The organism is Aeromonas sp. s7(2024), assembly GCF_040907825.1.
GTDB classification, from domain to species: domain Bacteria; phylum Pseudomonadota; class Gammaproteobacteria; order Enterobacterales; family Aeromonadaceae; genus Aeromonas; species Aeromonas veronii.
In genome coordinates this window covers 18495-33924 of the sequence record NZ_JBFOCM010000014.1, presented here as the reverse complement: position 1 = coordinate 33924, position 15430 = coordinate 18495, and the positions used below count along the sequence as shown (strand labels likewise).

Sequence of the window (15430 nt, the reverse complement as noted above, 5' to 3'; positions counted from 1 at the left end):
GCAGCGTCTGTGCTGTACCGGCGCTGGGGGATAACATCCACATTCTTGGCAACAACCAATCGCAACAAATAAGCGCCAGTCACCCGAAGGTGGCTGGCGCCGGTGAGTATACGGTTACACGACCGTCATCTGGCCGGCATAAAGCACGAAGTAGCGCAGCAGCAGGATCCCCACCAGGGTCAGGCTGCAGACCAGCACCAGATGGCCGTTTCGCTCCCGCAGGGGCGCCGGGGTCAGCAGAGCCAGCAGCTGGGGCAGCAGCATGCCGATGCCCACCACCCCGAGCCAGAACACCTGAGCCCAGAAGCCACTGCCGATGGCCGCCCACATCGCCACCTCTTTCTGGCCGCCACCGAAGTAGAGGCCGGTAAAGAAGCAGACCAGCAGCAACACCTCCACCGCCAGCACAGGTCGCTCGAAGCGATGGACAAAGCTCACCCCCTGGCTGTGATGGTTCTCCTTGAAGATCGTCACCGCCAGCAAGATGGTGGAGGCGATGCCGGAGCTGATGCCCGAGACCAGAAACAGCACCGGCAGTACCGGGTTGTTCAGGAGTGGATAGGTCTTGAGCGCCGAGAGCAGAAAGCCGGTGTAGGCCCCCAGCAGCACGGCGAGCAGCAACAACAGCGGCGCCAGCAGCCGCTCGATGCGGGCGAGCCAGCCAATCAGGCCATCCACGAAGGCGAACTTCTTGAACAGGTGCCCGCGCAGCCTCTCGATCTCGGTGCGAAATACCACCGCCAGCCAGGCGAACAGCACCGCCATATAGAGCTGGAACAGCATGACCCCCATCGACATCACGGAGTCGAACTGGTAGTGGAACATCAGCTTCCAGAAGGTCCAGGGGCGGGCCAGATGGAAGATAAGGATCAGCAGCCCCAATATCACGCTCGCTGGCGCCAGAATGGCGGTCGCCTTGATGATGCCGCTCTCGCTGCCTGCCCCCTTGCGGCGCAACAGCACCGAGAGGGTGGTGGCTCCGGCGGAGATGCCGAGCAGAAAGAGATAGATAGCGATGGGCCAGTCCCAGACAAGGGAAGGGAAGTGAAATGCATCATGCCACATGGTCCATTCCTCCTTCTGTGACTGCGGTAGATAGCGATCGGGCAAATCCCCACACGAGGGAAGGGAAGTGAAATTCCGCTTGTATGGTCATGACGTTATCTCCCCTTTGGGCACGCGGTACATCTTGGGCGAGGTGCCGAGCGCCTGCTTGTAGCGATAGGTTGTCTCCTTCACCAGCCGTTGGGCGATGGGGCTGTCCGGATCATCCAGATTGCCGAACACCAGCGCCTTGGTGGGGCAGGATTCCACGCAGGCCGGCTCCTTGCCCGCCGCCAGGTTGGTCTTGCGGCAAAAGTCGCATTTGTCCGCCACTCGGGTGACCGGGTTGATAAAGCGCACCTGATAGGGGCAGGCGGCGAGGCAATACATGCAGCCGACGCAGAGATCCGCGTCGACATCGACGATGCCATCCTCCTTGTGGATATGGGAGGCGCCGGTGGGGCAGACATGCACGCAGGGGGCGTTGTCGCAGTGCTGGCAGGACTTGCGAAAGAAGCGGTACTCGGCGTCTGGAAATTCACCGATGGGGCCTGAACGGATGATCTCGAGGCGCGAGACCCCTTCCGGCACTTTGTTGACCTCCCGGCAGGCGTCCATGCAGGCGGTGCAGCCGATGCAGGCCGTCTCGTCGTGGATCATGCCATAGCGGATCCCGTCGATGGTCTGGCTGTGGGCGAGGGGGGTAGCAAGGGAACGAGTCGGCCCCGTCATCATGATAAGGGCCCCCGCGCCCATGCCCGCCATAAAGTCACGGCGAGAGCAGCTCATGATGCCTCCTTGCCGGTAGCCGGTTTGGACTGCTCCTGCCGGTCCTTGCTGGCCTCATGTTGCTTGCTGTGGCAGTCGACGCAGAGCTTGATGCGGGATTTTTCCGGGATCGCCACCATGGGCTCCTTGACCGGATGCAACTGGTGGCAGCTGGTGCAGGTGAGCTTGGTGGCGTGCACATCGTGGGCCCAGAGCGCCTCGCGCAGTGGTTTGGGCTCGTGGCAGCTCATGCAGACCCCGTTCTGCTCGCTGATGGGATAAAGCTTGATGCTCTCTTTATCCTTCAGGCTGTGGCTGAAGCGCATCACATCCTTGACCCCTTCCCGATGCTGGGGGGAGGGCTGGCCGTGGCAGTTGGTGCAGGTGACAGGTGCCAGGTTGTTGGGATTGGTCGCCTGACCATGCTTGCCGTGCATCCCTTCGCTCTGCTCCTTGTGACAGTCGGTGCAGGCCTTGTCGGGATTGCGTAAAAATTCCACCTCATGTGTAGCTGGTACAGGGGCTGCTGCCGACTCGGCCGCCTGACCCTGCAGGCTGGTGAGCAGCATGGCTGCCATCAGCATCAGTCGTAAAAAATCCATCGTTAAATCACCCATAGGAAGCCTCCATCCGCTGCGGGCCTGGTCTAACTGGGCCCGCAGGCGCCGTTACTGTGCCAGCCGTCCGGCCGCTTTGGCCTCGGCATCCCAGGCGGGGACCGTGGTCTTGAGGAACTGGGCCTTGTCGCTGTTGAACTGCTTCATATCCATGCCAAGGGCCGCTTGCGCTTTCTCCTTGGTGGAGATGTCGGGGATGGCGATTTCGTGGCTGATCCCCTTGCTGGCCAACAGGCGCGCCAGCTTGGTGCGGGCGTCAGCGGCTTTATCCAGCGCGCTGCCAAGTACCTTGAGGGCCACTTCGGGGGCGTGCATCTGCACCCCGTGGGAGGCGATGGCGTAGTCCCAGCGCCACTGGGCGTGACGGATGTCCTGCAGAATATCCTTCATCTCTGCCTCTGTGGCGCCGGCATCCCAGGCCGCCTTGGCTTCAAAGTGGGCGTGTACCAGCTGCTTCTCGACCTTCAGCTTGGTTTCGATCACCGCCTCTTTGCGCTGCTTGACGATCCCTTGCAGCATCTCCTTGCTCTGGGTGTGGCAGGTGCGGCAGGTCTGCTCGAAACGATCGAAGGGGTTCCCCACCTTGTGATCGGTGTAGACCTTGCCTTGCTCGTTCTGCACCTTGGGCATGTGACAATCGACACAGGCGACGTTGTTCTGGCCGTGAATGCCGGCGCGCCAGGTTTCGTACTCGGGGTGCTGGGCTTTCAGCATGGGGGTTTTGGAGAGGGCATGAGTCCAGTCGGCAAAACCGATTTCATCGTAATAGGCCTCCATCTGCTCAACCGTGGTGCCCTTGTCCCAGGGGAATTTGACCGCCTTGGTGGGGCCGCTGAAGTAGTATTCCACGTGGCACTGGCCGCACACCTGGGACTGCTGATCAAAGCGTCCCTGATCCTTGAACGGCTTGCCGATGGCGGTCATGGCCCGATCGGCATAGGGACGGGAGAGGTGCAGGGCAGGTTTACCCTCCTTGAACTCCTTCGAGGCGGTGTCGTGGCAGTCGGCGCAGCCGATGGTGTTGACTACTTCCGGCCCACCCTTGGCCCACATCCCCTTGAAGTAGCCATCTTCACCCTTCTCGTCGATGACGCGGGCCACGTCCGGGCCTTTACAGCTCCAGCAGGCCATGGGCAGGGGGCCATCTTCGGCTGTTTTCGGGGCGCCGGTACGCAGGGTTTCGCGCACATCGGTCAGCGCATAGAAGTGGCCCCGCGGCTTGTTGTAATCCTTGGCGAAGGGGTAACCGCCCCACAGCACCACCATATTGGGATCTTCCGCCAGCGCGTCGGTGCGCTCCTTGCTTTCGCTGGTGGCTTGCCAGCTGGTGAACTGCTCGGCGTGATCCTTGGCGAACAGCTCGCTGCGCGCCTCTATCTTGCCATTGGTGGTTGCGTCATCAGCCAGTGCCCAGCCGCTGGTGCCAAGGCTGGTAGTCAGCAGCAGGGCGGCGAGGCCCAGTTTGATATGCCTGTGTTGTGAACCCACGTTTATCACTCCCAGATAAATGTTTTGGTCTCGTCTGACCCGTTCCATCTTGGTGTGGATCTTCCCCCCGTCCGGCGGGATGGGCAGACATTCGCTTGCGGGTGAATAAAACCGCGCAATATATGATTGCTCGAGGGTTACCCTAACAAATAGGTAAATTTAATGATGATTTATCGGAGGGAGAGTTGTGCCAGATCAATTGGTGCACAGGATTGATCGCTGAAATGAGATCTGGATTAAATTTTTATGGAAACTCAACTTCTTGTTAACTGCCGAGCATTCGATGGCAGGAGTTTGAACGGTACAGTTGCGTACTTGCACTTTTTGCTGCTGATCCTGATTGCTGCCGTATTGTTCACATATTCTGGCAATCTCTTATGCCAACAATTGACTAAATATGCAAATTTTCGGTGTTGTGGTGTGAGCTTTTGACCTTCGGATTATGATCCATTTATTGAAGCTGCAGTGGATTTATCGTCAAACGACAGAAATGGTTACATGGAGTCTGATAGACCTGTTAATAAAGGTGATGAAATTGGGTTCATCCAAATCTCTTTTTATTAAAAAGGGCCTGTTAGATGCACAATCTTGTAAGTTATGGCCATTTTATGGCAATCATTGTCGAAAATAGCGAAAAGACCCACTTAGTCTGGTGCGGTATGATTATTGAACAGACAAGTACCCTCTAGGTACTGATGTTGGTGGTTAAGGTTTTGCTGGAGGTTGTATGGCTGAGTTGCAAATTGAAAAGTCCACGGTGATCTCCCAACTGGAGGGCTCCGTGTTTGTCATCAGTGCAGATGGATCTGTCATACGAGCAAAAGTGGGGATGGCATTGCAGCCGGGGGATCGCCTGCAAGCTGCCCAAGGTGGCCACTTTCAACTAGCCGAGCCGGGCAGTGATCCTGCTGGTGAGCAAGATATGGCCGCCAAACCTGAGCCCGCCACACCTGCTGCTGATGGACAACCGACCGATCCGGAACTGGCCTCATTGCAAGAGGCGATCCGTCAGGGTATTGACCCGACCGAATTGTTCCAGGAGACCGCCGCCGGTAACGCAGCCGCTGCGGGTAATATCGGTGGTGTAGCCGGTTCCAGCTCGGGTGGATTTGTAGTGGTCGATCGTACCAACGATGCCACCCTGGCCGAGGCCGGTTTTGATACCGACCATGCGGTGCAACCTGTCGGCGATGAGCTGCTGTTTTCCGAAGAGCGCGATTTCTTTGCCGCCATCACCATCACCGAACCCCAAACCAGCGACAACATTATCAACGCCGATGAAGCGGCTGGCGTCATCATTCGTGGTGTGGTGGATGATGTGGAGGTAGGCCAGCCAGTCACTGTGACCCTTATCGATCAGGCGGGAAATTCACTGACGGTGACGACAGTGGTGCTGCCCGGCCTGGTGTGGGAAGCCAATTTTGGCGATGTGACCGGCAAGCTGGTGGATGGCCCGTTGCAGATTGTGGCCAATACCCAGGATCAGGCTGGCAACAACGCCAGCGATACCGGACAGACTCTGCTCGATACCATCACCACCATTACCCTCGATCTCGCCGATGAGAGCGACACCGGCGCCAGCCAGACCGATGATCTGACCCGCGACAATACCCCGCTGCTGCAAGGGAAGGGGGAGCCCGGTGCCACCGTGACCCTGAGCCTTGGCGGTAGCGTGCTCACCGTCCTGACGGTGGATGCCGCCGGTAACTGGCAATATCAGCTGCCGCAGACCCTGGCCGATGGCCAGTACCAGTTTCAGGTCAATTCCGTGGATATTGCCGGCAACCGCGCCAGCGATACCCTCATTATCAATGTCGATACCCAGGCCTTTATCGATATCGATGATCTCGATTCCGCAGCCCTGTTTGGCAACAGCAGCGCCACCCTGAGCGGTTCCACCAGCAATGTGGAGGCGGGTCAGAGTGTCATCATCACACTAGTCGACAGCAATGGCCAGCCGCTGTTGACCACCTCGGCACAGGTCGGGGCCGATGGCCGCTGGCAGGTATCAGGTCTTGATCTCTCCGGTATCAATCAATCCTTTGAAGTGCGTGCCAGTGTCACCGATCTGGCGGGCAACAGCGCCAGCGATGGTGCACCGCTGATTGGTCAGAGCGAAACCCTGACGCTCTCCGAAGCCGGATTGGCCGGTGGCCCGATCACCGCGACCGGTAGTCTAAATACCGGTGCTGGCCAGGATGACAATCTGCAAGTCCAGTTCGCCGCTGATCAGAGTGCCTTGGAAGGGCTGGGGCTCGTCAGCCATGGCGCGCCCCTTGGCTACACCATCAACGGTCAGACCCTGACCGCCAGTGCTGGTGGGGCGACTGTCTTCACCCTGACCCTCAACAATGACGGAAGTTACCGCATCGTCTGGAGTCAAAGCCTGGATCACGGTCAGGACGTGTTGCGCCTGCCGTTTAACCTCGAATATCGAGACAGCGACGGCGATTTGGTGAAGGCGCCGCTGGTGATCAATCTGGTGGACAGCAATCCGCCCAACTTTGACGTTGATCTCCCGCCCATTACCCTGACCGAAGATGCCTTTATCAACGGTGCTGCCGTAGTGGGTGAGAGCCGCTTTGTAGTCAAACACGGTGTCGATCCTTTGTTGGTGGATTCGCTGGTGTTCAGTAATCAGAACAGTACCCTGACTACCCTCAACGGCTCGGGTCTTGCCAGCGATGGTCATCCGCTGACGTTTGAATTTGCCGATGATCGCACCTTGGTGGGTTACTACCTGGATGGCAGTGGCCAACGGGTGGAGGTGCTGCGCGCCGAATTGAATGCGCAGCAGCAGGGCAGCGATCTGGCTGGGCGGGTGGTGGTCACCCTCACCGGCCCGCTCGATCATCAGGGGAGCGATACGCTTTCCCTCGATTTGCAGGTGAGCGCCAACGAGATAGATGGGGACAGCACCAGCGCCAACCTGACCCTGACCGTCAATGATGGCAGTGATCCCGCATTGGGCATCGACAAGGGCGTCTCGCTGCAAGAGGGGGGCAACCAGAGCATCGATGGTCAGCTGCCGGTGACGGTGGGCAGCGATCGTCTGGTCTCCCTCAACTTTGAGGCGAGCCAACCGGCGCTGGCGGGGCTCACCAGCCAGGGCAAGGCGACGAGTTACGAGGTTCAGGATAACCAGCTGATCGTCAAGGATTGGCAGGGCAAGGCAATCCTCACCGTTACCATCGGACTGGATGGCAAATACAGCGTCTCCCTGACCGGGGTGTTTGACGAACCGGAAGCGACCAACAGCCTTAACATAGGCCTGAAGGTACAGGGCTCAGATTTTGACGGTGACAAGAGCAACCTCGGCACCCTCAATATCACCATTACCGATGGCGCCTTGCCGCAGGTTAATCCTGTCTCCCTCACGCTCACCGAAGATAGCAACTGGCAGCAGGGCCAGACCCTTAACGGCGATCTGACTATCACTGCGGGCAGCGATCCGCTGGCCAGCATCACTTTCGATGCCAATCAGCCGGGGCTGCAAGGGTTCACCTCGGGCAAGCAGGCCGTGACCATCACGGTGGCCGATCATCTTATCGAGGGGCGTACCCCAGATGGCAAGCTGGTGTTTGAGCTGACCCTCGGTAACGATGGCAAATACAGCTTTACCCTCCATCAACCGCTGGATCAGGGCAGTGCTGACAGCCTGCTCAAGGCGGGCTTTACCCTGCTCGACAGCGATGGTGACAAGGTCTCCTCTACCATTACCGTGGCGGTGGGTGATGGCGCCAACCCGACCATCTCCGCCGTGACTGGCTCCACCATCACCGAGATGGCGCAAGGGGAGACGGCTGCCGTCAGCACCATGAGTTTCGCGGTCGCGCACGGCAGCGATGCCCTTGATCCCGCATCTCTCGTTTTTGATATCGCCACCATCCAGAGCACCCTGACTGGGCTCACCAGCCATGGCAGCCCGATCAGTTTCTCCCTCGACGCCAACGGCCAGCTGGTTGGCACCACGGCAGATGGTCGCGAGATCCTGCGCGCCGAGCTGAGCCTGGTCGATAACAACGGTAACTGGAGCGTCACCGCCAAGGTTACTCTGAGCGGCGAGCTGGATCACAAGGGGAGTGAATCCCTCAACCTGCCGCTTGCCGTCACCCTGGCCGACAAGGATGGCGATCGCATCGGTACCACACTGCCGCTCACCATCGCGGATGGCAGGGCACCGAGCTTTATTCCGGGGGCCGGTGTGACCCTGGATGAGGGGGACCTTTCTGGCAGCAACAGCCTGAGTCAAACCGGTCACTTCGATGTGCAAGCCGGGTCGGATCGGGTGGTCGAGGTGGCGTTTGCCGATGGCAGCCAGCAACCGGCGCTCACTGCACTTGGCCAGCCCGTCAAATACGAGCTGGTTGATGGGGACTCCGCCATCCCCGGTAGCCAGCTCATCAAGGGTTATGTGATGGTGGATGGCCAGCGGGTCGAGGTGTTCGAGGTCAAGCTGATTGGCAGCCTCGATCAGGCGGGCAAGAACGGGTTTGACTATCAGGTCACCCTCTATCAGGGGCTTCATCAGGGCGGCAATGCCGTGACCGAACTGCCCATCAAGGTGATCGTCAACGATTACGACAAGGCGGGCGGTAACAACGACAGCACCAGCGGCACCCTCAATATCCAGATTGGGGAAGGGGAGAAACCAACCCTCACCCTGACTGGCGTCACCTTAAGCGAAGGGCGCTTCGATGGCGCCAACTCGGCCGTGGATGACCAGCAGACGAGCGGCAAGATCACCATCAAGGCAGACTCGGATCCGGTGACCGATGTACGACTGACCCTCTCCGGTCAGGTCATGGATGCCAGCGGCAAGCCCATCACCCATAACGGCGAAACCCTGACCTGGAAAGCGGTTGGCACCGATGGTCACACCTTCCAGGCGGTGACCAGTGGCGGTCTGGTTGTGATGACGGTCTCCATCCCCACCGTTCCTGCCACCATCGCCGCTCACACCAGCGCAGAGATCGGTTATCAGGTAACGGTGCATACCAACCTGGATCACGGGGCAGACAACAAGCTGGAACTGAATCTGCCGGTCGAAGTCACCGACAGCGACGGCAGCAAAAATCAGGGCACCGCCACTGTCACGGTGACTGATGGCATCAACCCGATCATATCCGCCATTGAACCGGTTCGGGTCGAGGAGTCTGATCTCGATGCAGTGAACGGTCAGCATCCGGGGACCACACCTGCAGAGAATGGAGAAACCGATAGTGGCAAGGTGACCATCACAGCCGGTTCGGATCGGGTTGCCTCCCTTGAGCTGGATGTGGCTGCATTCAATCAGGCCAATCACCTCACGTCGGGTGGCAAAGCGGTTACGCTGGCTGCACACAGCACCGGCTGGTATCTGGCTACTGCCGAGGGGGGCAAGCCCGTTTTCTGGGTCCACCTCGATGTTAACGGCAGTTACAGCGTCCATCTGGTAGGCCAGCTTGATCACGGTGCACAGGGCAAGGATGAGTTGACCATCGAAGTGCCGCTGTTTGTCACCGATCATGATGGCGACCGCAGCCCGAACGTCAGTGTGACCGTGACGGTACAGGATGACATGCCTATCGGCACTGTGCTGGCTCATACCCTGAGCGAGGGGAGCAGTACCGTGACCGGCGATCTGCTGCCTACCGCCAATGAAGGTGCGGATGGTGCCCGCATCGAGTCGATTACCATCAATGGCCAGACGTACGCCATCAATGGCTCTTTGATACAAGATGTGATGAGCCCCGATGGCAAGCAGGTGATGGGAACCCTGACCATCTCTGCCGATGGGTCCTACTCCTTCAATCCTGCGGCCGGTTTCAATCACGACGCAAGTCAGCTCAGTCAGGTGGTGACAGCCCATCTGGTCGATGGCGATGGCGATCGTGCAAACAGCACACTGACCCTCAATCTGCAGGATGAAGCGGTGCGCTTTACCGTTAGCGCAGCCATTGGTAACGAAGATCAGGGGGCGCAAGACCCGAGGCTGGGTATCCCTATCAACATGCAGCTCGATATTGGCGATTTCGATCGCGGTGAGCATGTGGATCAGTTGCGTATCCAGGCGCCTGCCAATGCCCATGGCACCTTCTATTACAACGGCGTTGCCCTCACCACCACGGCTGATGGCAAGTGGTTTATCGTGCCGCCAGCGGCCATGGTGACCAGTGATAATGTTCACTACACCACTCAGGGGGTGACCTTTGTGCCTTCAAGCAACTGGTCGAGCTGGAGCAATGGCGGTCAGCCGCTGCACTTCCAGGTGCAACTGCAGGTCGGTGTCACCGAAGGGGCAGCACCTGCGGCTGTAACGGGCGATCTGGCTGTGACAGTGCGCGGCGTGGCCGACAAGCCGATGTGGGACACAGCCAACACCACTCGCCACTATGATACCAATGAAGACAGCACGGGTATCAAGCTGGACGTCAAGGCGAGCCTGACTGACACCGACAGCTCCGAGACGTTGACCTATCAGATCAAGCTGGAAGCGGGCAAGGGAACCCTGATGCTCAACGGTGTCGAGCTCAAGCCAAATAACAGTGGCATCTACACCGTTTCGGCAGGCAACATCAACAAGGTGACTGTTGTTCCGGGCAAGGATTTCAGTGGTGACATCAAGCTGTCGGTGACGCCGATCAGCACCGAGAAGAACCCGATCGCTCAGGGTCAGGGTACGGCGCAGGGAGACAAAATTGATCTGGTGATCAATGTCAATCCGGTGGCAGATGACGCCAAGCTCACCGTGCGTGACATTCAGGGCAAGGAAGACACCCTGCTCGATCTGGGCAGCAAGATTGCCCTTGCTCATCTGGGTGACAAACTCGATGGCTCCGAGCAGATGTTTGTCCGCATCAGTGGTCTGCCTGACGGTGCAACCTTGTTGCTGGGTGGTTCCGCCGTTGCACAAAACATAGCCGGTTACTATGAGGTTCCTTTTGATCGGATTGGCGAACTCAAGCTGCAACCGCCGAAAAACAGCAACGTCGATTTCGATCTGACCATCAAGGGGGTGGTGAAAGACACGGCGACCTTGACCGATGCCAGTGGCCAGACCCATACCGTGGTGAACGAAAAGGAGACGGGCTCCCAGACCCTTCATGTGGATCTGGTGGGGGTGGTGGATCAGCCCCATTTCGAGCTTGGCAATACCGGCTGGGAGGCCGAAGGGACAGGCTATGCCACCACAGTGGGTGAGGATGGACGGGCACCGCTCAACTTTACCCTCACCTCGGGCGAGTGGGTCGATACCCCGAACGACACCTCCGAGAGCCTCAACGTGGTGCTGCAAGGGCTACCGGAAGGGGCCCGGGTCTTTGATGCCAGCGGCAAGGAGCTGACCCTCACCTTTGCCGGACTCGATGCCAGCGGCAAACCGACCTATCAGGTCAATGTCTCCGATTTTGGCAATCTGCTTATTCAGCCGCCCCACAACAGCACAGCGGATCTGCATCTTGTCGCCAAGGTGGTGGTCACCGAAAACGACGGCGACAGCAAGAGCTTCGAGGTGCCGCTGCATATCAAGGTGGAGCCGGAGATCGATGCGATCGACTACAGCAAGACCAGCCACGGCCTGGAAGATCAGTTTACCGTGCTGGACTGGCATCCGACCCTCACTGACGGCGCCGAGAAGGTCACGGCGCTGAGTCTCTCCGGGGTGGAAGATGGCTACCAGATCTGGCTGCGAGTCGGCAGTGTCGAGAGTCAGCTGACCGTGGTCAGTGGCAAGGTAACCCTGACTGCCGCCCAGCTCGACAGCCTGCTCAACGGGGGGCAACTGCTGGTGAAGGCGCCGGAGGATAGCGATCGGGATACCAATATCCAGAGCCATGTCACCGTGACCCAGCATGATGTGGATTCGGGCGCGGTGGCCGAGAAGGTGATCGATGGCAATCTGCATGTCGATATCCAGGCCGTGGTGGAGCCCGATGGCGTGCTGACCCAGAACGGTGGAGCTCTCGTGGGGCAGAGCGGTGCTGATATAGACCTGACTGGACGCTTCGTCTTTACCGACCTCGATCCCTCGAGCGTGGAGGAGATCGACTATCTGGTGATCAACCTGCCGGTGTTGAACGGTGGTGCAGGCGATCAGTTCGTGGTGGTTGGCGGTATCAACAACGGTAACGGCAGCTGGATCGTGCCGGCGGGCAACCTCGGCAGCTTCAAGCTGCATGCGCCGGACGGGTTTGTCGGCAAGGTCGAACCGATCCGCATCGATGCCATGGTGATCGACCGGGGCGATGATGGCGATGCCAGTGCCCATGTCAAAGTGAGCCTGGAAACCAGTGCCGAATTTGAAAACAAGCCAGTGACGCCCAAGACGCCGGCGGCGACTGTCGATATCGACGACAACGCGGTGCTGGTGGGCAAGGAGGATATCCGGGTTGATTTTGGTCAGCAGCTCAAAGGCGTGATCCATATCGGCGCGGCCGATCAGGCCAGCGACGAGGTGACCATTGTCCTCAAGGGGTTGCCGGCGGGCGTCACCATCAGCGGCGCCGAGTACAACATCTCGACCGGTGAGTACGTCATCAAGGTGCCGCCGTCACTGGCGGGCCTGGAAGGGTTGACCCTCGGCTTGCCGCAAGACTTTGCCGGCTCGCTCAATATCGAGGTGAAGGTGGTGAATACCGATACCGCCAGTGGCGACATCAAGGTCGACAGCAGCACGGTACGGGTCGACGTGGCCCCCGTGGTCGATGTGAATGGTGGTCGTGGCGAGCATCCGGAACTGACTCTGACCGTTCAGGACACCAACCATGACGGACAGCCGGACAATCTGGAAGACACCCACATTCACCTCGACTTGTCGGTCAAACTGGCCGATATCAGCCCCTCCATCGCGGGCGGCGGCCTCGAAACCGTTGAGCGGGTCACCGTCACGGTGGATGCGAAATATGGCTACTTCCTCGATGGCAGTGGCAAGCCGGTTAACACCCTGGTGGTCAACGATGTGGCAGCACTCAAGGATTTGGTGTTTGTGCCCAAAGAGCACTTCAGCGGTCAGGTACCGCTCGACATCAAGGTCGATATCGTCGATACCGCGCTGGTCGGCGGCCAACAGGTGACTGACAGCGGCAGCTGGAGCGGCCAGGTCGGCTTTGAGGTGAGACCGGTCAACGATCCGGCCCAGCTCTCGGTTCACAGCGTCACGGGGAGCGAAGATGGCACGGTCAACCTTGCCGGATTTGGCGCAACCCTTATCGACAATGATGGCTCGGAGCAGATCGTCGCGCTACAGATAAAAGGGGTACCGGATGGCTTCACCCTGTCGGCTCCGGCGGTCAACAATGGTGGCGGCGTCTGGCAGATCCCGGTGGGGACCGATTTCTCCAAGCTGACCCTGATCCCGCCAGCTGATTTCAGCGGCACCGTGGAGCTGTCGCTGAGCGCCTTTACCTTGGACAAGGGGCTCACCATTCCGCTCGAAACCAGTGGCAGCTTTACCGTCACCGTTAATCCGGTGGGGGATGCCCTTATCGCTGACATTCAGGGTCAGGCGAGCGGTACCGAAGGGGATGTGATCACGCTGGATCTGGGGCTGGAGACCCGGGATAACCAGCCAACCGGCGGCAGTGCGGGTAATGTGCATGAGAACAAGCCCGAGCAGGTGCGGGTCACCATCGAAGGGGTGCCTGATGGCGCCGAGATCCGCTTGCCAAATGGCGTGGCGGGGACGGTTGTTGATCTGGGTGGCGGTCGTTGGCAGGTCACTACCGAGGGCGGCAAGCTGGGTGCAGTCGAGCTGGTGACCAATGATGCCAACGGTGCACTGGATCTCAAGATCACCGCCCAGAGCCTCGACAACGGCGCCCTTGGCCCCGAGGTCAATGGCACCATCCATGTGGATGTAAGCCCGGTCAACGATGCGCCAATCAACGTATTGCCAACGACCCCTCAGGTCGCGCAGGAAGATCAGCCCTTCGTCATCCACGGTTTGCAGGTGAAAGATGTGGATGCGGGCAACAGCCCCATCAAGATCACCCTGTCGGTGGAACATGGCACCCTGACGCTGCCTGCTGGCAGCGGCGTGACGGTAGTCGGCAACGGCACCGGTTCGCTGGTGCTGACCGGCACGCTGGCCGATCTCAATGCCTTGCTCTCTGGTGGGGTCACCTATCAGGGCAACAGTGATTTCTACGGCAATGACGCCCTGACCATGGTCACCAACGATCAGGGGAACACGGGGAGTGGCGGGGCACTAAGCGATACCGATGTGCTGCCCATCGAGGTGCAGCCGGTCAACGATGCCCCGGTCAATCAGCTGCCTGGCAGCATGACGGTGAAGGAAGATGGCTCCCTGTCGCTCTCCGGCGTCAGCGTGAAGGATGTGGATGCAGGCAGTGCGCCTGTCTCCATGGTGCTGCGGGTGGAGCATGGTGTGCTGACCTTGCTGGGTGCAACCGGTGCCGTGATGGTGCAGGGGGCGGGTACCAGCGAGATCACTCTGGTGGGGTCGCTGGCTGATCTCAACCAGTTGCTGGCAAGCAACCTGCACTATGAACCGGCCAAAGATTTCTGGGGAGAGGATACCCTTACCGTCACTACCTCCGATCAGGGCAACACTGGTGCGGGTGGCCCGCTGAGCGACACCGATCAGGTGACCATCAATGTCACTCCCGAGCCGGATATGCCGGGTCTGACGGTGGATCAGCATGCGTTCCATGCCTTGCAGGGGGCCGTTATCCCCCTTGGCATCAACGCCAGCGTTGTCAATCCGGCCACCGGCGAGCTCTCCATCCGCATCAGCGGCCTGAATGGGGCGCAGGTGCAGGACGAGCATGGTCAGATCGTTGGTCATGCCGATGGCAATGGCGACTGGCTGATCCCGGCCGATCACTCGGTTCCGCTCTACTTCAGCGGTTTTGGCGACGGTGACCATGTGCTGGGGATCAGTGCCGAGTCGAGTGTCGGCGGCTCAACCGTCAGCACGCCCCTTGAGACCATTACGGTGCACGGCCAGAGTGGTCATGAGCTGGTCGGTTCCGATCAGGGGGATAGGCTGTTTGGTTCCTCCGGCGATGACCGTCTATTGGGGGGGCATGGCAACGACATCCTCACCGGCGGGGCTGGCAGCGATCTCTTCGTCTGGCAGCACGGGGATGAGGGGAGTCAGGGGCAGCCCGCCATCGATACCATCACCGACTTCCATCCGGAACAGGGGGACAAGATCGATCTGGCTGATATGCTGCAAGGGGTCACTGGCAATGGTGTCGATGATCTGCTCAAGCATCTCTCCGCCTCGGTGACCACGGGGAGCAATGGTCTGAGCGATGTGAATCTCTCGGTTTCCCCCGCGGGTGATGGCCAGATAACCCAACAGATCACCCTGAAGGATGTGGACCTGACCAGCTGGAATCTCACCAGCACCTCGTCCCACGATATCCTGCAGAGCATGCTGGAAGATCAACATAGCCTGATCATCCAGCACCCCTGATAGCGGGCGTGAAGCGTAAAAAAGAAGAGCCGGCAATTGCCGGCTCTTTGTTTATCTCTGCGTGGATTGTTTTTATGCGGCCGCAAGGGCC

General features: G+C 59.3%; 5 protein-coding genes. 1 reads left to right on the top strand and 4 read right to left on the bottom strand.

Annotated elements, in window-relative coordinates; genetic code table 11:
• Window positions 1-114 precede the first annotated feature (114 nt).
• From nrfD to nrfA, 4 genes are all read right to left on the bottom strand, one after another.
• Window positions 115-1065, bottom strand: a complete 951-nt coding sequence (gene nrfD / locus AB5Y73_RS04780; RefSeq protein ID WP_181497270.1) for a cytochrome c nitrite reductase subunit NrfD — start codon at window positions 1063-1065, stop codon at window positions 115-117.
• A gap of 87 nt (window positions 1066-1152) precedes the next feature.
• Window positions 1153-1833: a cytochrome c nitrite reductase Fe-S protein gene (gene nrfC, locus AB5Y73_RS04775; protein ID WP_107684883.1), complete on the bottom strand. Its 681-nt coding sequence runs from the start codon at window positions 1831-1833 to the stop codon at window positions 1153-1155.
• Complete coding sequence (gene nrfB / locus AB5Y73_RS04770) at window positions 1830-2429, bottom strand: cytochrome c nitrite reductase pentaheme subunit (RefSeq protein WP_107684882.1); 600 nt, start codon at window positions 2427-2429, stop codon at window positions 1830-1832. Before nrfB ends, nrfC begins: the two co-directional genes overlap by 4 nt.
• A 51-nt stretch (window positions 2430-2480) precedes the next feature.
• Window positions 2481-3923, bottom strand: a complete 1443-nt coding sequence (nrfA, locus tag AB5Y73_RS04765; protein ID WP_107684982.1) for an ammonia-forming nitrite reductase cytochrome c552 subunit — start codon at window positions 3921-3923, stop codon at window positions 2481-2483.
• A 721-nt stretch (window positions 3924-4644) separates the two neighbouring features.
• On the opposite strand from nrfA, the gene AB5Y73_RS04760 reads away from it, so the two are divergent.
• The gene (locus AB5Y73_RS04760) at window positions 4645-15339 is read left to right on the top strand and encodes a retention module-containing protein (protein WP_368147336.1); all 10695 of its coding nucleotides are present in this window, start codon (window positions 4645-4647) and stop codon (window positions 15337-15339) included.
• Window positions 15340-15430: the final 91 nt, after the last annotated feature.

Bases quoted from the DNA above. Each gene is read 5' to 3' on its own strand.
- nrfD (WP_181497270.1), bottom strand. From the start codon at position 1,065: ATGTGGCATGATGCATTTCACTTCCCTTCCCTTGTCTGGGACTGGCCC.
- nrfC (WP_107684883.1), bottom strand. From the start codon at position 1,833: ATGAGCTGCTCTCGCCGTGACTTTATGGCGGGCATGGGCGCGGGGGCC.
- nrfB (WP_107684882.1), bottom strand. From the start codon at position 2,429: ATGGGTGATTTAACGATGGATTTTTTACGACTGATGCTGATGGCAGCC.
- AB5Y73_RS04760 (WP_368147336.1), top strand. From the start codon at position 4,645: ATGGCTGAGTTGCAAATTGAAAAGTCCACGGTGATCTCCCAACTGGAG.